The 21,243-nt window shown below is 44.0% G+C and carries 21 protein-coding genes; 2 read left to right on the forward strand and 19 right to left on the reverse strand.

Features of this window, described 5'->3' with window-relative positions; all coding sequences use genetic code 11:
- Positions 1 to 63: 63 nt before the first annotated feature.
- Genes ACVS9P_RS07410 through ACVS9P_RS07435 form a run of 6 tightly spaced genes read right to left on the reverse strand, consistent with a single transcriptional unit; the run spans position 64 to position 5,083 of the window.
- Positions 64 to 1,476 (reverse strand): aminopeptidase, encoded by a 1,413-nt coding sequence (locus tag ACVS9P_RS07410; RefSeq protein ID WP_452102945.1) that lies wholly within the window; start codon positions 1,474 to 1,476, stop codon positions 64 to 66.
- A 21-nt stretch (positions 1,477 to 1,497) separates the two neighbouring features.
- A complete protein-coding gene (locus tag ACVS9P_RS07415; protein WP_452102946.1) occupies positions 1,498 to 2,115 on the reverse strand; it encodes a lytic transglycosylase domain-containing protein in 618 nt (205 codons plus the stop codon).
- Positions 2,112 to 2,714, reverse strand: a complete 603-nt coding sequence (gene coaE, locus ACVS9P_RS07420; RefSeq protein WP_452102947.1) for a dephospho-CoA kinase — start codon at positions 2,712 to 2,714, stop codon at positions 2,112 to 2,114. The genes ACVS9P_RS07415 and coaE overlap by 4 nt, the downstream gene beginning before the upstream one ends.
- Positions 2,711 to 3,727, reverse strand: a complete 1,017-nt coding sequence (locus tag ACVS9P_RS07425) for an L-threonylcarbamoyladenylate synthase (RefSeq protein WP_452102948.1) — start codon at positions 3,725 to 3,727, stop codon at positions 2,711 to 2,713. The genes coaE and ACVS9P_RS07425 overlap by 4 nt, the downstream gene beginning before the upstream one ends.
- Positions 3,728 to 3,743: 16 nt before the next feature.
- Complete coding sequence (gene prfA, locus ACVS9P_RS07430; RefSeq protein WP_452102949.1) at positions 3,744 to 4,829, reverse strand: peptide chain release factor 1; 1,086 nt, start codon at positions 4,827 to 4,829, stop codon at positions 3,744 to 3,746.
- Positions 4,830 to 4,885: 56 nt separating this feature from the next.
- A complete protein-coding gene (locus tag ACVS9P_RS07435) occupies positions 4,886 to 5,083 on the reverse strand; it encodes a DUF951 domain-containing protein (protein ID WP_452102950.1) in 198 nt (65 codons plus the stop codon).
- A gap of 146 nt (positions 5,084 to 5,229) precedes the next feature.
- On the opposite strand from ACVS9P_RS07435, the gene ACVS9P_RS07440 reads away from it, so the two are divergent.
- Positions 5,230 to 6,204, forward strand: coding sequence for a biotin--[acetyl-CoA-carboxylase] ligase (locus tag ACVS9P_RS07440; protein ID WP_452102951.1), 975 nt, complete (start codon positions 5,230 to 5,232; stop codon positions 6,202 to 6,204).
- Positions 6,205 to 6,298: 94 nt separating this feature from the next.
- Here ACVS9P_RS07440 and ACVS9P_RS07445 read toward each other — a convergent pair whose 3' ends face one another.
- The 6 genes from ACVS9P_RS07445 to ACVS9P_RS07470 form a co-directional block, all read right to left on the reverse strand.
- Positions 6,299 to 8,518 carry a hypothetical protein gene (locus ACVS9P_RS07445; protein WP_452102952.1) on the reverse strand — a complete coding sequence of 740 codons (2,220 nt, stop codon included), beginning with the start codon at positions 8,516 to 8,518 and terminating at the stop codon, positions 6,299 to 6,301.
- Positions 8,515 to 10,608, reverse strand: coding sequence for an efflux RND transporter permease subunit (locus ACVS9P_RS07450; protein ID WP_452102953.1), 2,094 nt, complete (start codon positions 10,606 to 10,608; stop codon positions 8,515 to 8,517). The genes ACVS9P_RS07445 and ACVS9P_RS07450 overlap by 4 nt, the downstream gene beginning before the upstream one ends.
- Before the next feature lie 18 nt (positions 10,609 to 10,626).
- Entirely contained in the window at positions 10,627 to 11,229 is a 603-nt protein-coding gene (locus ACVS9P_RS07455) for a TetR/AcrR family transcriptional regulator (RefSeq protein ID WP_452102954.1), read from the reverse strand.
- A gap of 173 nt (positions 11,230 to 11,402) precedes the next feature.
- A complete protein-coding gene (locus ACVS9P_RS07460) occupies positions 11,403 to 12,239 on the reverse strand; it encodes a mechanosensitive ion channel family protein (protein ID WP_452102955.1) in 837 nt (278 codons plus the stop codon).
- 18 nt (positions 12,240 to 12,257) lie between these two features.
- On the reverse strand, positions 12,258 to 13,475 hold the full coding sequence (locus ACVS9P_RS07465) for a class I SAM-dependent rRNA methyltransferase (protein ID WP_452102956.1): 1,218 nt from the start codon (positions 13,473 to 13,475) through the stop codon (positions 12,258 to 12,260).
- A gap of 44 nt (positions 13,476 to 13,519) precedes the next feature.
- Positions 13,520 to 14,383 carry a DMT family transporter gene (locus ACVS9P_RS07470; RefSeq protein WP_452102957.1) on the reverse strand — a complete coding sequence of 288 codons (864 nt, stop codon included), beginning with the start codon at positions 14,381 to 14,383 and terminating at the stop codon, positions 13,520 to 13,522.
- 208 nt (positions 14,384 to 14,591) lie between these two features.
- Between ACVS9P_RS07470 and ACVS9P_RS07475 the strand changes: the two genes are divergently transcribed.
- Complete coding sequence (locus ACVS9P_RS07475; RefSeq protein WP_452102958.1) at positions 14,592 to 15,251, forward strand: RICIN domain-containing protein; 660 nt, start codon at positions 14,592 to 14,594, stop codon at positions 15,249 to 15,251.
- Positions 15,252 to 15,351: 100 nt separating this feature from the next.
- Here ACVS9P_RS07475 and leuS read toward each other — a convergent pair whose 3' ends face one another.
- From leuS to ftsY, 7 genes are read right to left on the reverse strand one after another with little or no spacing between them, the layout of a single operon-like run.
- Positions 15,352 to 17,760 carry a leucine--tRNA ligase gene (leuS, locus tag ACVS9P_RS07480; RefSeq protein ID WP_452102959.1) on the reverse strand — a complete coding sequence of 803 codons (2,409 nt, stop codon included), beginning with the start codon at positions 17,758 to 17,760 and terminating at the stop codon, positions 15,352 to 15,354.
- Between the two features lie 33 nt (positions 17,761 to 17,793).
- Positions 17,794 to 18,153, reverse strand: coding sequence for a ribosome silencing factor (gene rsfS, locus ACVS9P_RS07485; protein WP_452102960.1), 360 nt, complete (start codon positions 18,151 to 18,153; stop codon positions 17,794 to 17,796).
- A 6-nt stretch (positions 18,154 to 18,159) separates the two neighbouring features.
- Positions 18,160 to 18,747: a bis(5'-nucleosyl)-tetraphosphatase (symmetrical) YqeK gene (yqeK, locus tag ACVS9P_RS07490; RefSeq protein ID WP_452102961.1), complete on the reverse strand. Its 588-nt coding sequence runs from the start codon at positions 18,745 to 18,747 to the stop codon at positions 18,160 to 18,162.
- Positions 18,728 to 19,354 (reverse strand): nicotinate-nucleotide adenylyltransferase, encoded by a 627-nt coding sequence (nadD, locus tag ACVS9P_RS07495; RefSeq protein ID WP_452102962.1) that lies wholly within the window; start codon positions 19,352 to 19,354, stop codon positions 18,728 to 18,730. Before nadD ends, yqeK begins: the two co-directional genes overlap by 20 nt.
- Positions 19,355 to 19,397: 43 nt before the next feature.
- Positions 19,398 to 19,706, reverse strand: coding sequence for a ribosome assembly RNA-binding protein YhbY (yhbY, locus tag ACVS9P_RS07500; protein ID WP_452102963.1), 309 nt, complete (start codon positions 19,704 to 19,706; stop codon positions 19,398 to 19,400).
- The gene (gene rdgB, locus ACVS9P_RS07505) at positions 19,700 to 20,293 is read right to left on the reverse strand and encodes an RdgB/HAM1 family non-canonical purine NTP pyrophosphatase (protein ID WP_452102964.1); all 594 of its coding nucleotides are present in this window, start codon (positions 20,291 to 20,293) and stop codon (positions 19,700 to 19,702) included. Before rdgB ends, yhbY begins: the two co-directional genes overlap by 7 nt.
- Before the next feature lie 14 nt (positions 20,294 to 20,307).
- The gene (gene ftsY, locus ACVS9P_RS07510; protein ID WP_452102965.1) at positions 20,308 to 21,240 is read right to left on the reverse strand and encodes a signal recognition particle-docking protein FtsY; all 933 of its coding nucleotides are present in this window, start codon (positions 21,238 to 21,240) and stop codon (positions 20,308 to 20,310) included.
- Positions 21,241 to 21,243: the final 3 nt, after the last annotated feature.

A 21,243-nucleotide genomic window follows, 5' to 3' on the forward strand; every position in this document is an offset into this window, starting at 1 on the left:
CTCTTTCGCTTACAAAAAGGGATACCGGAAATTTCCGGTATCCCTTTTTTGACCCTAAATCTATTATTTTGCTTCGTAGAAAGAGCGAATTCCACGATAGGTCATATAAATATCCAACTTGGAAACCACTTCAAAAGGAGCATGCATTGACAAAACCGGAACTCCAATATCAACAACATCAACATTCAAGTTTGCAATGTACATTGCAACTGTTCCGCCGCCGCCACCGTCAACTTTTCCAAGTTCACCGATCTGCCAAAGCACATCGTTTTTCTCAAAAATTGACCGGATCTCTGAGACAAGCTCTGCTGTTGCCTCACTGGTACCGCTCTTTCCGCGGCCACCGGTATATTTGCTCATTGCAACACCATTATTCAGGAAAGTGGAGTTGTTAAACTCATACATACTTGCATAGGTGGGATCATAAGCGGCCGTTACATCTGCTGATAGGCATTTTGATTTTGCCATCACATGACGCGGAACAAGGCCCTCTTTTTCAGCCAAATCTGCAATAAAGTCTCTCATGAATGCACTATTGAGTCCAGTGTTTCCATCACTGCCGGTTTCTTCCCGATCAGCAAGGACGGTGATGATTGTATTTTCAGGTGTTTTTGCAGTCAATGCTGCCATCACTGCAGGATAAGCACAGACGCGGTCATCATGACCATAAGCGCCGATCATGCTGCGGTCAAATCCTAGGTCACAGGGCTTAAATGCCGGTACAAACTCAATATCCGCGCTGACAAAATCTTCTTCCGTGATCCCATATTCCTGATTCAAAAGGCGCATCACATTCAGTTTGAAAATCTGATCTCCTTCATCATCGCGAATCGGACGGCTGCCAACAAGAATATTAAGGTTCTCTCCCTCAATGGCCTTCATCATTGGTTTATGCATCTGCTCGTCTCCCAGATGCGGCAATAAATCGGTCACTGTAAACATCGGATCACCCGACTTTTCACCGAGGCAAATATCCACTTGAGAACCGTCTTTCCGGCAGATTCTGCCATGCATTGCCAAGGGAATGGTTGTCCATTGATACTTTTTGAGACCCCCGTAATAGTGCGTTTTAAAAAGCGCCAAATCATCTTTTTCATAAAGCGGATGGGGCTTTAGATCAAGACGCGGGGAATCAATATGAGATGCAGCAATCCTTACGCCATTCTTGCAGCCTTTTGTCCCAAAGACTGTCAGAATGACCGCTTTCCCACGGTTATTGAAATACACCTTGTCGCCGGCCTGATAATTCTTATCGGGATCATAGGGAATAAATCCTTCTTTCTCCGCCAGCGCAATCGTTGAAAGGACAGCTTCCCGTTCGGTTTTAGAAGCCCCTAAAAACTTCTTATACCCTTCACAGAATTTATCTGCCTTTTCAATTTGTTCATCTGTTACCGAAAAGAACCCGTTTTTACGATTAATGAGAAGCTTTTCGGCAAGTTTTTTTGTTTCGCCCTTATTTTCTTTTTTTGCCATACCTGATACCTCCGATCAAAATTATTTTTGGGAATTATATAGACTTTTATACTGCTGATAATTGCTCAGCACCCGCTGAACATATGTCTTAGTTTCTGGATAAGGAATTTCTTTGAGTGTGATTCCATCATCAGAATAATCACTGTCGGAAAGCCACCTGTTTACATTGCCCATTCCTGCATTATAGGCGGCAATACAAGTGCCGAGATCCTGATAAGTACCCTGTAAAATCGAAAGGAACTTGCATCCGTAACGGATATTAATCTCTGGATTGTAAAGATCTTCACCTGTATATTCCGGATCATCCGGCATCTGCCACTGCAGCCATTCAAACGTTTCGGGTGTAATTTGCATCAACCCTCTGGCATCTGCCCCAGAATGTGCGTGGGAATCAAATCCGCTCTCGGCTTTCATGACAGCGTAAACAAGAGAAGGTTCCACTTGAAACTGTGTCGTATATTGATTGACGATTTCTTGATACTCCTGCGGATATGCAGCATGCTGCACCTGTTCATTGCTTTTATGAAGCAACGACACCAAGCCAACAATAACACCTGCCACCAGGATCAAACCCGCTATCACAATCAAGATTCGTTTCTTTCGTAATTTTCGGTTTGTTCGTCTTTTGATATGTCTCATGCGTTTCCTTCCAATACCTGCTGCAAAAATTCAGAAGCATGCCCCCTTACTTGTTCGGGCAAAAGATTGCCGTCTAAAATAAAATCGGAATGCTTCTGGAAAAAATCATCCGAATGTTGGACCGACATCCGGGAAAGAACCTCTTTCGCGCTAATCCCATCTCGTTTTTGCAGTCGCTTGATTCGAATTTCTTTCGGTGCCAGAACTGCCGCTACAAAATCGCAGCGAGAATCAAGCCCGCTTTCAAAAAGCTGCGGCGCATCAATGATAATCGCCGGAGTAGGTTCTTTCGAAAGGCTTTGCAGCTTTTTCTCCAGCAAAGCGAGTATCACGGGATGCGTAATTTGATTAAGAAGTTCGGTATGCGCTGCATCCTGAAACGCTCTTTTAGCCAACTCCTTACGATCGAGTCCATCTACCGAAATCAGATCTTCTCCAAAAACCCGCTGCAAATTTTTGATACAATCGGGGGCCTGTACCGCTTCTCTGGCAAGCTGATCACAATCAATGATTCTGCAGCCCAAATTTTCGAGTGCTGCAGTCCATGTTGATTTACCGGCTCCAGTCGGGCCGGTCAGTCCAATAATCAGCTGTTTCAAAGATGAAGCACCTCAAATCCGGCTGCCCGCATCAAGCGATTATAAACCGCCAACCCAACTCCCTTTGGTGCAGGGCAACGAGCATAAACAGTTTTTGCTCCAAGAAGATCCACTTCGCGCAGCGCATCAAAAAGATGATGTGCCATCTGAGACATATCCGTCTCTGCCCCATAACATAAATAAGGACTCTTTAGTCCCGCACAATCCTCATCATAGCAAAGAGCCATTACTCCCGGCGCAATATGAGAGTTTACATAATTTCTATATTGTTCATCACTGCCGTCAAGAATAATCACATTTGCTTTCGGAGAATAATGCTTATACTTCATTCCCGGGGAAGAAGCGCGCACCCCTTCTTTTAACGGATGCAGCACTGCGTCATCCATCTCTACTTCTCCCAAAACGGAACGCAGCTGTTCCAATGTAATTCCACCCGGTCTTAAAAGACGCGGTGGATTTGACGCCAATGTAATCACTGTGGATTCCACGCCGACCTTACAGGGCCCGCCGTCAACTACGGCTTCAATTTTTCCAGAGAGATCGTGCATAACATGTTCCGCTGTCGTGGGACTTGGCTTTCCGGAAAGATTGGCAGAAGGCGCTGCCAAAGGCAAACCGGCAGCCGTAATCAGCTGCTGCGCCGCCGGATGAGACGGGAACCGAATTGCAACTGTCGGCAATCCGGCGCTAACTTCATCCGGAATACAATCTGCTTTTGGTAAAATCATAGTAAGTGGTCCCGGCCAAAAAACCTTTGCCAATTTTTTTGCACTTTCGGGGACAACCGCTACCAAATGATAAATCTGAGAAAAGTCCGAAATATGGACAATCAGCGGGTTATCCATCGGTCGCCCTTTCGCTGCAAAAATTTTTGCAACGGCTTTTCCATCCAGTGCATTCGCCGCAAGCCCATAAACCGTTTCCGTCGGCATTCCGACGAGACCGCCTTCGCGGAGGAACTTTGCTGCACGCTCAATCCCTTGGGTATCCGCTTTTAACAGTTCCGTTTCCACAATTCTTACCTCACTTTTAATTTTCATGCTCTGATGAGCGCATACTCTTTTCCAACTGAAGTGTTCGGTCCGCCGCAATTAAAGGATCTATTAACTGATCCAAACTGCCATTTAAAACGTCCTCCAGTTTATACAGCGTCAGACCGATTCGATGATCGGTCACACGGCTCTGCGGATAATTATAAGTGCGAATCCGTTCGGAACGGTCGCCTGTTCCAACCTGACTGCGGCGATTTTCCGCAATCGCCTCATCATGTTTTCTCTGCTTCATTTCAAAAAGCCGGCTTCTGAGCACCCGCATTGCTTTATCTTTATTCTTATACTGACTGCGTTCATCCTGACATTCAACTACCATTCCCGTCGGAAGATGCGTAATCCGGATTGCCGAACTGGTCTTATTGATATGCTGCCCTCCGGCTCCGCTAGAACGAAAGGTATCAATCTGCAAATCTTTGGGATTGATTATAAGTTCTACCTCATCGGCTTCCGGCAAAACTGCCACCGTCGCCGTAGAAGTATGAATTCTTCCCTGCGTTTCCGTTTCAGGGACACGCTGTACCCGGTGAACACCGCTTTCATACTTTAAACGGGAATAGGCACCCGCTCCTGAAATCTGAAAAGTAACTTCCTTGCAGCCGCCGAGTTCTGTCTCATTTAAATTCAAAAGCTCCGTCTGCCAGTTCCTGCTCTGTGCATACATGGTATACATCCGATAGAGCACCGCAGAAAAGAGAGCTGCTTCTTCCCCACCGGCTCCGCCGCGGATTTCCACGATCACGTTTTTTTCATCATTGGGGTCTTTGGGAAGCAAAAGAATGTTGATTTCTTCCGTAAGGCGCTTGATCTCTCCCTGTGCTTCTTCCCGATCTATAAGGGCAAGATCATGCAGTTCACGGTCTCCGGATTCCAAAAGCTCCTGTGCTTCCGACAATTTTTTCTGGACCTTCTCATATTCCCCATAGGTACTGACCAAAGGCTCCAGATCTTTATATTCTTTCATCAGCGCTGCAAACTTTGTCTGATCTCCTGCAATTTCAGGCAGACAAAGCTTTTGCCCTAATTCTTCATATCTTTTTTGAAATATCTGTAAATTTTCGAACATAAAAGTTCTCTCCTTATGAATTAATTACCAATATTCTGTAAATTCATAAAGAGTCCCTAAGCTTTTTCTTCCGGATCATCGCGTAAGATTCTGCGAATATTCTTTTCGCATTTTAGGCGCGGAACCATAACTTCTCTTCCGCAGGAGGTACAGCGAATTTTAAAATCCATGCCCGCCCGCAGAACCAGAAAAATTTTATTTCCGCAGGGATGCGGCTTTTTCATTTCAATGCGGTCGCCGGGTCTGATATCCATCTGAAAATCCTCCTTTTATCTTTGCATTTCATATTAGTATACCACGAATCCACTATCAGAGACAAATCTTTTTCGATAGGAACCTTGCTTCCCACTTTTCTTTGCTTTATAATAAAAATATAGTCTAAAAAATGAGGGTGAAATCCATGGCAATTAAAGAGGAAGTTTTGCAATATCTGCGAAAATCCACGGGAGATATCTCAGGGGAAGAACTGAGTGAAAAGCTCGGGATCTCCCGCACAGCAGTTTGGAAAGCAGTAAATGCCCTGCGGGAAGAAGGCTGCGAGATTGCTTCTGCCACTCGCCGCGGATACCGCCTTTTAAAAGAACCCGACCGAATTGATGCAGAAGATCTTCTGCAAAACTTAGATACCCAGTTTCTCGGCAAAGAGATTCAGGTGTTTAAAGAGATTGACTCCACCAACGAAGAAGTGAAACGTCAGGCACTGCGCGGTGCGCGAGACGGCCTTGTGATCGTTTCTGAGGAACAGAACGGCGGAAAAGGGAGACTCGGGCGCGCATGGAACAGCCCTTTTGGTACCGGACTTTATTTTTCCTTTTTGCTGCGTCCCGAACACATTCCGGAACCACTGACGAATGCAACCCTTCTGGCAGGACTTGGGGTTGTGCGTGCTCTAAGACGTGTTTGGGGATTAGATGCTAAAATCAAATGGCCGAACGATGTTGTCATCGGCAATAAAAAAGTCTGTGGGATTCTTACCGAAATGGCAGCCGAGATCGATAAAGTACAGTATATTGTTCCCGGAATCGGTATCAATGTTGGAAACCAATCTTTTCCGGATGAGCTTGCAGTAAAAGCGACTTCAATGTTGATTGAATTGGGAAAGCCGGTAAAGCGTTCCGAGGTTTTGCTGGCTACACTGGAAGAACTTGATAAGCTATTTATAAAGAAAGAGTTTCCCCTTAAAGAATACAGTGAGCTATGCGTCTCACTCCATAAAAAAGTCCGCTATACGCGAGGGTTAAAGTCTTATACGGGAACTGCTTTTGCGATTGCTCCCAGTGGAGAATTGATGGTACGCAGTGATGAAAACGGAACAGAAATTCCGATCAGTACCGGAGAAGTCATTGTTCAGGGAATCTATGGACAAAATGTTTAAGAATTTTCCATAAACCAAAAGGCGCTTTGTATAAGCAAAAATTGTTTATACAAAGCGCCTTTTTAATTTTGTCTGATTCGAGTCATTTCAAAGATCAGAAGAGGCTCTTCATGCGTGCCCAAAAAGACTGGTCGGTCTTTGTCTTGATTCCATCATTCACGGCTGCATCCTCGTTCAGTTTTTCGTCAGAATTATCTTGTTTAATTTCATTGGTCTTCATAATAAAGCTGACACGGTTGCTGCAGCCATCAGAAACACCAGAGAAGGTTTTATAGCTCTTTGCCTGATCTAGAATTGCATCTTTCAGATCAAGCAGTTTTTCTGCATCTGCTTTACTGGAAACCACTTTGTTGGCAACAACGTCGATGCCGTCAACCTTAAACTGATTGGTTCCGGTCGAGAGCTCTCCGCTCTTTTCTGCCAAGGTTCCAGCAGCCTCTGTTAGCTGTCCAATGCCATTTTGCAGCTGAACTCCTCCATTTTGCAGTTCTGTTGCACCAGTCTGCAATGCCGAAGCACCTGCATTGACCTGTGCAGAGCCACTCTTGAGGGAATCTGCTCCATTTTTAGCACTCTCTGCTCCATCGGAGACCTGTTGAGCACCGGCGGCCAGCTCATTTGCTTTCTGCATTAAAGTATCAACTCCGCCAGAAACCAACGTCAAATTATCGGAAATCTGCTTTGTTCCATCAGCAACTGATTTTGCACCATCATTCAGCTTTTGAGCAGATTCATTCAATTTCTTTTCCTGTCCTGCAAAATTACTCTTAATTGTTTGAGCAGAACCGGTAAGTGTATTGTTCGCACCCTGGCCGATCGCCTGAATATCGTTGCCAAGCCCAGTTAACTTTGTACCGATCGTCGTGTTATTCTGGATGCCAACAATCATTGCATTAATCTGTGCCTTTGTGGTTGCATCTGTCGTAGTAGCAGCAATCCCTTGAAGATTTTTAATCAAATCCGCATTTTGCGTCTGTAGAGTTGCGCCGATGTCCTGTGTATCACTTCCAGCCTTTGCAAGGCTCTGGACAAACGGTTTATTAGAATCACTCATATCGGCACTGATCTGCTGCATAGAAGAGTCCACCAAAGAGCCGGTTACCTGCTGCAAAGCTGTTGTAAACTCCCCTAATCCAGTCTGTAATACAGCTGCTCCGTCTTTTGCCTGATCACTGCCCGCTGAAAGCTGCTTTACGCTGCCGTCTAATTGTGTAATTCCCTGTGCAAAAAGGCTACTGCCGTCTTTTACCTGTTTTGCACCGGTCGAAAGAGCTTCTGTTCCAGAAGCCAACTGGTCACTGCCGGAAGAAAGCTTCTGAGTACCGCCTGCAAGCTCTGTAGTCCCGCTATTTAAAGAATTGATTCCATTATTCAGCGCTCCCACTGCGCTTTGCAGTTCCAGCATTTTATTGTTATAGGTAGAAAGAGCACTTGCCAAAGCTTCAGAACCTTCACTCAGCTGACCGGAAGCACTTTCCATTTGATCGACTAAAGAATCGACCTGGCTGATATCAAAAGAAAAACTGCCGTTACTGCTTTCTGACCCCGCAGGAAGCGCTGCGCCCATAATCGAGTTCATTTCCAAATTTGTGGCATCGGCAGTAACCGTAAAGCTATCTTCCAAATTAATCTTGCTCAGACTTTCCAGCGTACTGATAGATGAGCCTAAAGTTTCCTTCATGCCCGGCAAAGAAATCATGGTGACAATCTGGTTGTTTCCTTCTGAAACAACCGCACCGCCTTCCGAACATTTTACATTCTGAAAATGGTCGGTAGAAAAGCTGCAGAGAGCTGCCGCCAGAAACGGCGTATAAATGGTTCTGGATTCTCCCCCGACTAATTTTGTTGCCTTCTCATGATTCTGAAAAGAGACAGTCATTTCCAGTTTTCCGGATTTGCCCGGAAGCTGATCTGCACTAATTTCTTTTCCGTCCAATTTATAATCCACTTTCATGGTAACAGGAGCTTGTGCGCTGCTTTTTCCCTGATAGTAAAGGTCGTCTCCGGAAATATTCTTCCACTCCAGCTCTTTGCCGTCTAAAGCAGGAGAATCGTCTCCCTTTACATTTTTGACATCTGTTAGATTCGTGGATTCGGAATAATTTCCAATCCCATTATCATTGTGAACCCATGCACTGACCGTCTCATTCTGAATATTGCCATTAGGGTCCGTAATCAGATAAACCGTTTCTTGACGTTTATAATTTTTAGAACTGTCGTTTGCCGTTGTTCCCTCTGCCGCAAAAGCGGTTGTCGTCACCAGAGAAGCACATAATGCAATACAGATCAGTTTCATCATCACTTGTTTTTTCATGCTGTCTCAATCTCCTTTGAATTAGTCTTATTCTGAATCCAGTGATAACTGGTTTTCTCAATCACCTTATTGAACAAAAGCAAAATAGCCGGCAAAACAAATATAATCGTTACCATACTGATCAGCGCGCCGCGTGCCAGCATAGAGCAGAGACTCTTGATTAGGTCCACTCTGGAAACAAGTACCACGCCCAGAGTCGCTGAGAAGAAGGTGAGGCCGCTCGTAAGTATGGAAGTAGAACATTTTGTAACTGCCGTGAGCATTGCCTGTTTCGGCAGACTGCCGTTATTGAGCTCTTCACGGAATCGATTCGTCATTAGGATTGCATAATCAATCGTTGCACCCAACTGAATGGTCCCGATCACGATGCTCGCAATAAACGGGATGACAGTTCCGGTAAAATACGGAATGCCCATATTCACGGTAATTGCAAATTCAATCGCTGCAACCAAAAGGACTGGAATTGAAATTGATTTAAACGAAATCAAAATAATGAGAAACACTGCAAGGATCGAAACGACACTGACATTTTTAAAATCGATATCAGCGACTCGAACCAGGTCTTTTGTCATAGCGCCTTCGCCCGCAATTACAGCATCCGCATCATAAGACTTCACAATTTTCTTCATCTCATCAAGCTGCGCATTGCATTGATCGCTGCCCGCTTTATAAAGGCTGTTGACCAAAATCATTTTATGACCGCCTTGGTTGAATGTCTCTTGAATAGCCGCTGGCTCAAACGCTGTGGGAATTCCACCACCTACATATTTTTCATAGGAAAGCGCTTCATTAACGCCATCGACATTTTGCAGTTCTTCGGTCAAATTTTTGATTTTATAATCGTCCAGCTGATCGCTGACTAATACAAAGTGAGTGGTGTCCATCTTAAAATCTTTTTTGAGCTTATTGGTGCTGACAATTGAATTCAAATCCTGAGGTAGGGTTTGATCCAGCGCATAATACTGGCTCACTTTTCCCTGTGCCACTGAGAATGGAATCAGCAGCAAAATAAAGACGACCAAAATTCCTTTATGATGATCTACGATAAACTGCGGAATTTTCTTTGTTTCATGAATCAGCACGGGGTGCCTATACTTACCGATGGCGTGATCAAACGTCATCAAAAGCGACGGCAGAATGGTAAGCGTACTAATCACGCCTAAAAGCACACCTTTTGCCATCACGATGCCAATGTCGGCTCCCAATTTAAGACTCATGGTACAAAGTGCAAGGAACCCTGCAATCGTTGTCAGGCTACTGCCTGTAATGGAATTAAAGGTTGCAACAATCGCGGTAGCCATCGCACTTTCTCGGTCAGGCTGTTTCGTACACTCTTCGTTATAGCGGTGCAGAAGAAAAATGGAAAAGTCCATAGTTACCCCTAATTGGAGAACTGCTGCCAACGCTTGGGTGATATAAGAAATCTGGCCGAGAAAAACATTACTGCCAAAATTATAAATGATCGGAAAAACGATGCCCAGCATAAAAATTAACGGTACAATGGTACTCTCCAAAGAGAGAAAAAGGACTGTCATACTGAGCAGGACTGCGACAAGAACATATTTTGGCATTTCTGTTTCAACAATATCTTTGGTATCCTTGACGATTGCCGTCATACCAGCTAAGAAGCAATTTTTATTTGAAATCGAGCGAATCTGTGCAATCGCCTGAAAAGTACTTGGCGACGCGGCGCTGTCTTCAAATGAAATAATCATCATTGTTCCGGTATCGCTATAAAAAATCTTTTTAAAATCATCTGGCAGAACATCGTTCGGGATCGAGGTATCCTTCATATCATCTGCCCAAATTACCTTGTGAACACCGGGAACTTCTTTAATTTGATTTTTTAAGTTGACAACATCTTTATCCTCCATATTATCAACTACCATCATCGCGGAACTTCCCATATTAAAATCTTCATCCAAATATTTCTGGCCAATCATAGAATCCAGATTTTCTGGAAGATAAGACAAAATATCATAATTTACAAAAGTCTTACTGTACCCGATGACTGATGGGATCAGTAGCAAAACTGCAAGAATTACGATGGCTCTCCGGTGATGCACAATCCATTTTGCAAATCGCTGCATTTTCATTCCTCCTTTTATCTATCTGCGAAGTATTTTTCGAATCGATTCATAAAGAATCGGTTTTAGATGATCAATGTCGGTGGGCTGCCTGCGCAAAATTGCATGATAACTGACTTGAGCCACTAATTCGATAATCATATAAAGCAGTAGAAAAGCTTCCTGTGCGCTAAACTTTTCCTTCTTCATATTTGCTGTATAAGCCGCCAGCAGTTCTTCCATCGTCTGGTTTTCTTTCACCTGAGCAGAAAGCAGAGTTGGATTTAAAAGTCCCTCTGAAAGATTTTTATTGATAATCTTTAAAATTTCCGGATCCCTTTTAAAGCGCTCAATAATATCATCCACCAAAAAAATGATCCGTTCTACACAGCTTTCTATATTTTGCTGCTGCGCGCGAACCATCGCGGAATGAATAATTTCGGTGCTGTAAAGAATGATCACCTTATTAAGCAATTCCGTTTTATCGTGAAAATAAAGATAAAACGTTCCCTTTGCCACTTTGGCCCGTTTTACGATCTCATCTACCGAAATCCCGGAAATCCCTTTTTCTGCAAAAAGTTCATAAGCCGCTCTTTCCAAATTATTTTTCTTTTGCTTCTTTTTATCTTCAATTTTGCCTTGCAACCTAATCCCTCCTTTCTAAAAATGACCGTTAGTCATTTACCGTGTTTTAGTATATGCAAAAAATGACTGAAAGTCAATCTTTTTCAGATGACTTCCAGTCATTTTGTATACCTGCTCAATTTTTGTAAATTTAGCTATTATATTTAGTAAACATTTGTATGATTTGCTAGTAATTATTGGCCTTGATGATGTTCTTTTACTTCCTCTTTCAGATGAACATCAACTTGGTCGAATGGAATAGTAAGACCGGCACGGTCAAACGCCAATTTGACCTGTTCCTGCATTTCATAGTACAGCGGCCAATAATCGGCAGTTTTGCACCAAACTCGAAGAAGCAGACGCACAGCGCTTGCTCCATACTCTCGTACAACTACCATCGGTGCCGGCTCTTTCAAAATTTTTGGATTCTCTTCTGCCAATTTTTGCAGCACTGCTTTTGCCGCCAACAAATCGTCTTGATAAGAAATCCCATAGGTAAGGTCAAGCATACGGTTTTCCATCGCGGTATAATTCGTAATCACAGCCGCTGTTAAAGTGGAATTAGGGATCACAACTTCTCGATTATCGGCGGTCTTCAAAACGGTAAACATCATCTCAATCCGCATAACAGTCCCCTCTGTACTGTTGAGGGCAATATAATCTCCTACTTTGAAAGGCTTTGTCAAAATGATCTGCGCTCCACAGGCAACATTGCTGAGGTTATCTTTTAAAGCCAGTGCAGCAGTCACTCCGGCGGCGCCGACTGCCGCCACGATTGCACTGACGTTCACATTTAGCTGATCCAGTACGGCAATCACAACAATTACTTTCAGCAAAATTTTCAGTAAAGAACCTACAAACGTGACAAAACCGGTCTCTACGCCGGTACGATTCAGCATACGCTTTCCGATCCGAATCAGCCAGTCGCTGAGCTTCCAGCCGATTGCAAAGATCAGAAGTGCACCGATCAGTCTTGGCAGTGCTCCTTGTAACCACAAAAGGAACTCCTGCCACATGGTTTCAAACGGCATGTATGCTCCTCCTTTCGTTTAGACTACCTGAAATAAATAGAATTTTAGATAGTCTGTTTCGGGGACATTCCACAGAATCGGATGATCCGGTCCCTGCTGTCTTTCTTCAATTTGGCGCAGAGAAACACAAGCCTTTGAGGATGCCTCCCGCAGCATTTTCCGGAACAGTTCATCCGTCATAAAATGAGAGCAGGAACAGGTTGCAAGATATCCTCCACGAGGCAGCAGCTTCATTGCACGTTCGTTGATCTCTAAATAGCCGTGTGCTGCATGTTCCACCGTTTTGCGGCTCTTTGTAAATGCAGGCGGATCCAAAATGATAAAATCGTACTGTTTTGGTGTAAGGCTGGAAAGCAAATCAAAAACATTTGCCGTTTCAAAACTCATTTTAGAATCCAAATTATTTTCTTTGGCATTCCTTTGCGCCATTTTAATTGCATCATCGCTGATATCCACCGCATGAACATGCTGTGCCCCGCCCTTAGCCGCATTTAGGCCAAATGAACCTGTATGGGTAAAGCAGTCCAGCACTCTCTTATTTTTTGCAATTTCTGCAACTGCACGTCGATTATACTTCTGATCCAAAAAGAATCCCGTTTTCTGTCCGTTTTCGAAATCCACAAAATAGCGAATCCCATTTTCCACAATTGAGACTTCACAGGAAGACGGGATCTCCACCCCCTGTAGAGGATAAAATCCTTTTCCCTGTTCCATCCCTTCCAGCTCGCGAATTCCTACATCATTGCGTTCGAAAATCCCGCGAATTTCGACTCCGTCGTCTTTTAGTATCTGATAAAGCGCTTCAAAAATAACCGGCTTCCATTTTTCCATTCCAAGGCATAACGTCTGGGTAACTAAAATATCATGAAATTTATCGACGGTCAGGCCAGGCATCTGATCCGCCTCTCCGAAAATAATGCGGCAGGCATCTAAATCTTCCGCTTTCATAATGCCTTTCCGATATTCCCAAGCATAGCGCAGACGGCGAGCAAAGAACTTTTCATTGATCTCATCATTTGCATTTCTGGAAAGCACCCGTACCCGAATCTTGCTGTGTGAATTATAAAAGCCTGTTCCAAGAAAGCTTCCCTTCTGCGAATGAATCGTGACAAGCCCTCCGTCTTCTGCAACTTCTCCTATGGGCGTAACTTCCGTATCATAAACCCATGGATGTCCCATCAAAAGAAAAGCTTCCGCTTTTTTACTGACCGCAACCTGCGGATAATTTTTTTTCATATTTTTAATCCTTTCCTGCCCGTTTTATCATCAATCATTCAGCCTTAAGACTGTTGTTCCCGTTTTAAATTATGATCCTGCAAAATACACCAACCTGTCACTGCAAAAATCACAATGATACTTCCAATCAGTGCAAAAGTTCCCGGCTTTTCCCCATTAAATAAAAATACCCAAATAGGATTTAGCAATGGTTCGATTGCTCCAATCAGATTACATGCAAGCGGAGGACAATCTCCTGTTGCAAGCCCAAAAAGCACATAAGGAATTCCGAGCTGAAAAATCCCCAATGCCAAAATTGTAAGGACGCTCTGCACTGTTATCTCCATCGGTGTCCAAAAGGCAAACGGCAGCCCAACTATCCCCGATATCAAAAGGCCTAAAAGGATCCCAGACATTCGTTCGTCCTCTCCGCTTTGCCCAAAAAAGACATAGGTACAGGCAACACAAAAGCCACAAAAGACGCCGAGAAAATTCCCAAGAAGGCTCCCACTTCCAAGCTGATCAAAAAAGAAAAGCGTGATTCCACACATCGTAATCCCTACGACAAGTGCATCTGCATGGCGAATTTTCTGATGGAAAACCAATGCATTCATAATCAGAATAAAGATTGGAGAAGTAAATTCCAGCACGATTGCATTGGCAGCCGTCGTCAGCTTATTTGCAATTACAAAACAGATAAAAGTAAGTGCCAAAGTAATGCTGGCCAGAACTGAACGCTTCGTCAAACGAATCGGGATCTTTTGATATTTCATATATAAGAAAACAACAACTGCTGAAAGCAGGCTGCGAAGCCCACAGATTACCATCGAATGCCATGGAATCAATTTAATAAAAATTCCGGCAGTACTCCAAAGTGCTGCACATACCGCCATCATCATAACAGCCTGCTTCTCACGGGAAGTTTTCAAAATTTTTTCTCCTCTTCTCAAAGCTCACTAAAAATTGCACAATTTCTATGATAGCGGAATCGTCTTTAAAAAGCAATCATAAAGAAAAGATTCTCTTTTCAAAAACTTTCAGACAGTAGCTTTATGAGGGAATCTGTTGACATTATTTCACTGAATGTTATAATAAATCCAAATTTAGAGAAGTCTTTAGAAAGGGAGCGTATCCGCTATGACAAAAAGAAATGTAACCGCAAAATTTGCCTCTCAGACAAAGTATTACCGAATTATTTCAAAGCAGAGCGGAAAAGCGATCGATGTGCGCGATGCCGCAATGGAAAGCGGAATACTGCTGGAAGTCAATGATAAAAACAATTCTGACAGTCAGCTGTGGATGATTGTTCCCGGTCAAAAATCCACCTGCCGCTTTCGCAACAAGGCGACCAATAAATTCTTCGATGTAATTGAAGGCGGAACTAAAAATGGTTGCTGGCTCCACCAATGGGAAGAAGCAAACGCTTCCACGCAGCTTTGGGAAATCGAATCTACCGAAACGGTCGGTGCTGCTTATAAAATCAAATCTATCGCTGCCGAAAAATATCTTGATATTGTTGGTATTTCCTCTATCGCCGGTGCTAATCTGCAGCTTTGGGAAGATACGGATGGGGATAACCAAGAATGGGAACTGGAACTGATGGAAGATTTTACTCCCAAAAAAGAAAAGAAAACCAAAAGAGCTGCTCCTAAAACAAAAAAATCAGCATCAAAATCGAAAAAAATTGCTCCTGTCAAATTAGAAAATGAAGCAGCAAAAAAAGCATCCGAAAAAATTGCCGCACCTACCAAGATTGAAAATCCCGCTTCTAAAAAAGCAGTTGAAAAATCCGAATAAAACGTTCAGAATATCTCTTTTCTATCAAAAAATCAAAAGCAGCGCCATTAAAATTGGCGCTGCTTTTTTATCTTTTTAAACAAATAAAACGAAACTTAAATTATCTAGCGACCAAATTGACAAGTTTCCCCGGAACATAGATTTCTTTCAAAAGCTTTTTGCCAGAAAGTTCTTCTGCAATCTTCGGCTCCGCTTTCACTGCTGCCAAAGCATCCTCTTTTGAAATATCCGCTGCAACGTTCAAACGCGCGCGAACTTTTCCGTTCACTTGAACCACGATTTCGATCGTATCTTCTTTGCATTTGGATTCATCATAAGAAGGCCATGTCTGCTGACATGCCATCTTATCATTTACCTTTAGCTGCTCCCAAACTTCTTCCGTCACATGAGGTGCAAAAGGATTAAAGAGCAGAGTGAAAATTTCAAGCTCTTTATGAGTGATCGAGCCAGCAGCATTAATCCCATTCATCAAGCTCATCATGGCAGCGATTGCCGTATTGAACTTCAGGTTTTCGATATCCTCACTGACCTTTTTAATGGTCTTATTGAAAGGCACTTCCATCTCGGGGCGAATGGTTTCTTCCGGTGTCATCACATCGAGCAGCGCATAATACCGCTCAACGAGTCGGCGACAGCCTTTGATGCTCTTGGTGCTCCACGGAGCTGCTTTTTCAAAATCTCCAATGAACATCTCGTAAAGCCGCATAGTATCCGCACCATATGCATCGACAACATCGTCCGGATTGACCACGTTGCCGCGGGATTTACTCATTTTTTCTCCGTTTTCACCCAAAATCATGCCATGGCTTGTTCTCTTTGCATACGGTTCCGGACAAGGTACAACACCGATATCATAGAGGAATTTATGCCAGAAACGGCTGTAAAGCAAATGAAGCGTTGTATGCTCCATGCCACCGTTATACCAATCGACCGGCATCCAATATTTCATGGCTTCCTTGCTTGCAAGCGTCTTATCATTGTGCGGATCAAGATAACGCAGAAAATACCAGGAAGACCCTGCCCACTGCGGCATGGTATCTGTTTCTCTCCGTGCAGGGCCACCGCAATGCGGGCAAGTGATATTGACCCAATCATCCATATGAGCAAGAGGAGATTCTCCGTTATCCGTAGGCTCATAACTTTTAACCTGCGGCAGTCTCAGCGGCAGCTCACTTTCCGGCAGGGGCACCCAGCCGCATTTCTCACAGTAAACCATCGGGATCGGTTCGCCCCAATAGCGCTGACGGGAGAAAACCCAATCGCGCAGCTTATAGTTAATTTTGCTGCGTCCAAAGCCTTTTTCTTCCATATACTGCTTGATCTTTTCTTTTGCTTCTTCTACGGTAAGGCCATTCAAAATTCCGGAATTCACCATTACTCCGGTAGCACAATCGGTAAATGCCTCTTTCTGCACATCTCCGCCTTTTACGACTTCGACGATCGGCAGTCCAAATTTCTTTGCGAAATCCCAGTCACGGGTATCATGTGCCGGCACAGCCATGATAGCACCGGTGCCATAAGTCATCAGGACATAATCGGAAATAAAGATCGGAATTTCTTTTTGCGTCAATGGATTAACCGCTGAAACACCGGCAAGTCGAACCCCCGTCTTTTCCTTCTGTACTTCGGCACGTTCAAATTCACTCTTTTTAGAAGCTTCTGCCTGATAGGCTTTCACTTCATCCATATTTTGAATTTTATCCGCCCATTTTTCAATGTAAGGATGTTCCGGAGAAATGACCATATAAGTAGCACCATAAAGGGTATCCGGGCGGGTGGTATAAACGGTCAGCAAATCGCCGGCCGTTGTTTTAAAATCGACTTCAGCGCCAGTGGAACGGCCAATCCAGTTTTTCTGCTGAATCTTAACACGATCCGGATAATCCACCAAATCAAGGTCATCAATCAGGCGCTGTGCATAAGCGGTGATTTTAAGCATCCACTGGCTCTTGACCTTATGAACAACCTCGCTGTGGCAGCGTTCACAGACGCCTTCCACAACCTCTTCATTTGCAAGCACGCATTTACAGCCCGTACACCAGTTGACGCTCATTTCTTTTTTATAGGCAAGACCATGTTTATAAAGCTGGAGAAAAATCCACTGCGTCCATTTATAATATTCCGGGTCCGTGGTGTTGATCTCCCGATCCCAGTCAAAAGAAATTCCCAAATTTTTAAGCTGCTGCTTAAAACGAGCAACATTTTTCTTGGTTACTTCGGCGGGATGGATATGATTTTTAATTGCAAAATTCTCGGTAGGAAGTCCAAAAGCATCCCAGCCGATCGGATAAAGGACATTATATCCCTGCAAGCGGCGCTTTCTCGCAATAATATCCATTGCAGTATAAGAACGCGGATGACCGACATGAAGTCCCTGACCAGAAGGATATGGGAATTCGATCAACGCATAGAATTTTTCCTTATCACTATTATTTTCCGCATGAAAAGTGTCGGATTTTTCCCATTCTTTTTGCCACTTTTCCTCAATTCTTTTATGATCGTATTTCATTTTTCGATTCGCCCCTATCACTTTATAATGATTTTATTCCTGACTGAGAAGATCTGAAAGATCTGTTTCTTTCCCATCCTGCCACAGTCGGTCAAGATCATAAAAATGCCGCGCTTCGGCGGTAAATACATGGACCACAACATTTCCGTAATCAATCAGGATCCAGGAATGACCGCGATATCCTTCTGTGCGAACCGGCGATTCGCCTTTCTCTCTCAGCTGCACTTCCACTTCATCTGCTAATGCTTTTACTTGTGTGCTGCTGGTACCGGTTGCCAAAACGAAATAATCCGCAAGAGAAGAAATCTCTCGAATTCCGATCATCCGAATTTCTTTTCCTTTCTTCCGATCCAGAACCCGTACAGCCTCTTGGGCCAATTCTTTTGATTCCATTCTTCTTCAGCCTTTCTTTTTGTTTTTCTTCATTCGATTCAGTACAATCTCATTATAAGCCGCAATCGTATCCGGATGAATCGGTGCACACATCTCGGAAAGCTCTCGAATGGTAAAAACCATTCCCTCCAAAAGTGTTTCACCCAAATCTTTTTCCGCTGTTTTTCTAAGCTGTTCTACTCCTTTATAATCACGGTCATCAGAAATAAAATCAGAAACAAAGATGATCTGATCCAAAAGTGTCATCCCGACACGCCCGGTTGTATGATACCGCACAGCATCTAAAATCTCCGGGTCCGAAATGATCTTCTCATTTTTAAGATAAGCGGGTCCCAGCATCGCATGCCAAAGTTTCGGCGCATTTTCTTCTACCGGCGTCAAAATGATTCCATATTTTTTCATTAATGCCCGCTGTTTTTCTTTCGGAATATCCTTCATAATATCATGAAGGATTCCTGCAATCTGTGCTTTGTCCTGATCAGCGCCATACTGTTCTGCGAGTTCTCCGGCACGTCTGCTGACACACTGGCTGTGGTAAAACCGGCCATCTGATAAAAGCGGCCGAATTAAGTTTTCATAAGGTGTAAGATTCATGTTTTCGCTCCTGATATAAAGAATGTTTTTCAATATAATCTGCAACGGAATCCGGAACTAAATTTCTGATATTCCGTCCTTCCTGAAGAGCCTTGCGCACCATTGTAGAAGAAATCGGCAAATAAGAAATATCTTCTACCAGCGTTTTACCGCCGCAATTTCTGAGCTTTTGTGCATAGGCACGCATTCTAAAAAGACCGCTCCGGCTTCTTGGCGCCCCGCAGATCGTAGCATTCTTCAAAATCTTTTGAGGATCATGCCACGTAAGGAGCGTGAGGAACATATCCTCTCCGGTGACAAAAAAGAGCTCACAATCGGGATGTTCCCAGGAAATCTGCTCCAGCGTATCGGAAGTATAACTTGGCCCCTCGCGAACCAGTTCCATATTGCTGACTTCAAATCCGGATTCCTCTTTTGCTGCAAGGCAGCACATCTGATAGCGGTCTTCTCCGCTCGCAAGATTTGGAGCCTCTTTATGCGGCGGAATCCTCGCTGGAATCAAAATCACTTTTTGGGCGTTGATCCGTTTTTGAAATTCCCTTGCCAAATGCAGATGCGCCCGATGAATCGGATTAAAAGTTCCGCCATAAATTAAAAGTCTTTTCACTGTGTGTCCCCTCTGGAACAAAAAGCATCAAGCTTTTTTTATTTTATCCTTTTTTCTTCGTTTTGGGAAGGGTTATTTTCGGTTCTTTGTTATTTCTGCGATATAAAACGAATTTTCGGCCGATAACCTGCACGATTTCGCTCTTTGTTTCTTCTGCAATCTTTTGGGCTGTTTCTCTGCTCGTTTGTTCGCAGGTTTCCAACGTTTTTCCTTTAATCAGTTCTCTTTTTAAAAGTGCATCGTCCGCCTGCTTGATAACATCGGCGGAAATTCCGGATTTTCCGACCATCAAAATTGTATCAATCGGATTTGCCAAAGCGCGCAGATAAGCGCGCTGATTACTTGTCAGCATAAATGGTGCTTCTCCTTATAACTTTTTAAATTTTCTGCAAACCGTCGCAAAGCTTTGCCGCGGTGGCTCACTTGATCTTTTTCTTCTGCCGTCATCTGCGCATAAGTTTTTTCTCCTACCAAGAAAAGGGGATCATATCCGAATCCGTCTGTTCCGTGAGGCTTGTTCGCAATGATTCCCTGACACTCTCCGCGAGAAGTCAGGATGTCGCCGTTTGGAAAGACGCAGCAGATCACGCTGACAAAAGTTGCCAGTCGGTCTTTCTGCGGCACATCTTTTAACGCAGCAAGCAATTTTTGGTTTCGGTCGTTGTCATCAGCATCCGGTCCCGCCCATCGTGCGGAATGGACGCCCGGCTGACCATTTAAAACATGGACGCAAAGTCCGGAATCGTCAGCGACTGCCGGAAAACCAGTTTCCTTGCAGGCAGCGGCAGCTTTCAGATATGCATTCTCTTCAAAAGAGGTTCCTGTTTCTTCCACTTCTTTTAGATTCTCAGCCGGCACTACCTCAATTTGAAGCGGCTCTAAAATTCGGGAAAGTTCACGCACTTTATTCGGATTATGTGTTGCCATCACAAATTTCATACGGGTCTTTCCTTTCACTCTGATTCGGAGTCTTCAGGTGTGCGCTCAAAAAGAGCCGTTGCAAACGCATCCGCATCAAACGGCTGCAAATCGTCAATCTGCTCTCCTACGCCGATAAATTTAACAGGCACTCCCAGATTTTCTCTTACCGAAAGGACGACCCCGCCTTTAGCGGTTCCGTCTAATTTAGTAAGGACAATCCCTGTAATGCCGGCGGCAATTTTAAATTCTTTTGCCTGATTGACTGCATTCTGCCCGGTTGTTGCATCCAGGACCAATAAAATTTCCTGATCGGCATCGGGAAGCTCCCGTTCGATCACCCTGTGAATCTTTGTAAGTTCTTCCATCAGATTCTTTTTGTTGTGAAGACGCCCCGCCGTATCACAGATAATCACATCTGCACCGCGGGACTTTGCCGCTGAAATGGTATCAAAGACAACAGAGGCCGGATCGCTGCCCTCTTTCTGCTTGATCATCTCACAGTTGGAACGCTCTGCCCAGACCTGTAACTGCTCAATGGCCGCTGCACGAAAGGTATCGGCTGCACCGAGGATCACTTCTTTGCCCTCCGATTTTAACCGATTGGCAAGTTTTCCAATGGTCGTCGTTTTGCCGACCCCATTTACCCCGATCACCAGAATAATTGAAGGCTTGGTATGAAGGTTGAGTTCTTCCCCGCCGCGCAGCATATCTGCCACTGTTTCTCGAAGAAGTTCCATCACTTCATTTGGGTCGGTAATTCCACGTTCTTTCACTTTTTCACGCAACTTGTTACAGATATGCTGAGAGGTTTCCACTCCCACATCTCCCATTACAAGGAGCTCTTCCAATTCTTCAAAAAGATCTTCGTCGATCTTTGTAAACGAATGGAGCATATTCATCACATTGTGACTCATGCTGTCACGGGTTTTTTTCAATCCCGCTTTAATTTTTTCAAAAAAGCCCATGGT

Source organism: Caproicibacterium sp. NSD3 (assembly GCF_053613275.1).

Bases quoted from the DNA above. Each gene is read 5' to 3' on its own strand.
- ACVS9P_RS07410 (WP_452102945.1), bottom strand. From the start codon at position 1,476: ATGGCAAAAAAAGAAAATAAGGGCGAAACAAAAAAACTTGCCGAAAAG.
- ACVS9P_RS07415 (WP_452102946.1), bottom strand. From the start codon at position 2,115: ATGAGACATATCAAAAGACGAACAAACCGAAAATTACGAAAGAAACGA.
- prfA (WP_452102949.1), bottom strand. From the start codon at position 4,829: ATGTTCGAAAATTTACAGATATTTCAAAAAAGATATGAAGAATTAGGG.
- ACVS9P_RS07435 (WP_452102950.1), bottom strand. From the start codon at position 5,083: ATGGATATCAGACCCGGCGACCGCATTGAAATGAAAAAGCCGCATCCC.
- ACVS9P_RS07440 (WP_452102951.1), top strand. From the start codon at position 5,230: ATGGCAATTAAAGAGGAAGTTTTGCAATATCTGCGAAAATCCACGGGA.
- ACVS9P_RS07445 (WP_452102952.1), bottom strand. From the start codon at position 8,518: ATGAAAAAACAAGTGATGATGAAACTGATCTGTATTGCATTATGTGCT.
- ACVS9P_RS07450 (WP_452102953.1), bottom strand. From the start codon at position 10,608: ATGCAGCGATTTGCAAAATGGATTGTGCATCACCGGAGAGCCATCGTA.
- ACVS9P_RS07460 (WP_452102955.1), bottom strand. From the start codon at position 12,239: ATGCCGTTTGAAACCATGTGGCAGGAGTTCCTTTTGTGGTTACAAGGA.
- ACVS9P_RS07465 (WP_452102956.1), bottom strand. From the start codon at position 13,475: ATGAAAAAAAATTATCCGCAGGTTGCGGTCAGTAAAAAAGCGGAAGCT.
- ACVS9P_RS07475 (WP_452102958.1), top strand. From the start codon at position 14,592: ATGACAAAAAGAAATGTAACCGCAAAATTTGCCTCTCAGACAAAGTAT.
- leuS (WP_452102959.1), bottom strand. From the start codon at position 17,760: ATGAAATACGATCATAAAAGAATTGAGGAAAAGTGGCAAAAAGAATGG.
- rsfS (WP_452102960.1), bottom strand. From the start codon at position 18,153: ATGGAATCAAAAGAATTGGCCCAAGAGGCTGTACGGGTTCTGGATCGG.
- yqeK (WP_452102961.1), bottom strand. From the start codon at position 18,747: ATGAATCTTACACCTTATGAAAACTTAATTCGGCCGCTTTTATCAGAT.
- yhbY (WP_452102963.1), bottom strand. From the start codon at position 19,706: ATGCTGACAAGTAATCAGCGCGCTTATCTGCGCGCTTTGGCAAATCCG.
- rdgB (WP_452102964.1), bottom strand. From the start codon at position 20,293: ATGAAATTTGTGATGGCAACACATAATCCGAATAAAGTGCGTGAACTT.
- ftsY (WP_452102965.1), bottom strand. From the start codon at position 21,240: ATGGGCTTTTTTGAAAAAATTAAAGCGGGATTGAAAAAAACCCGTGAC.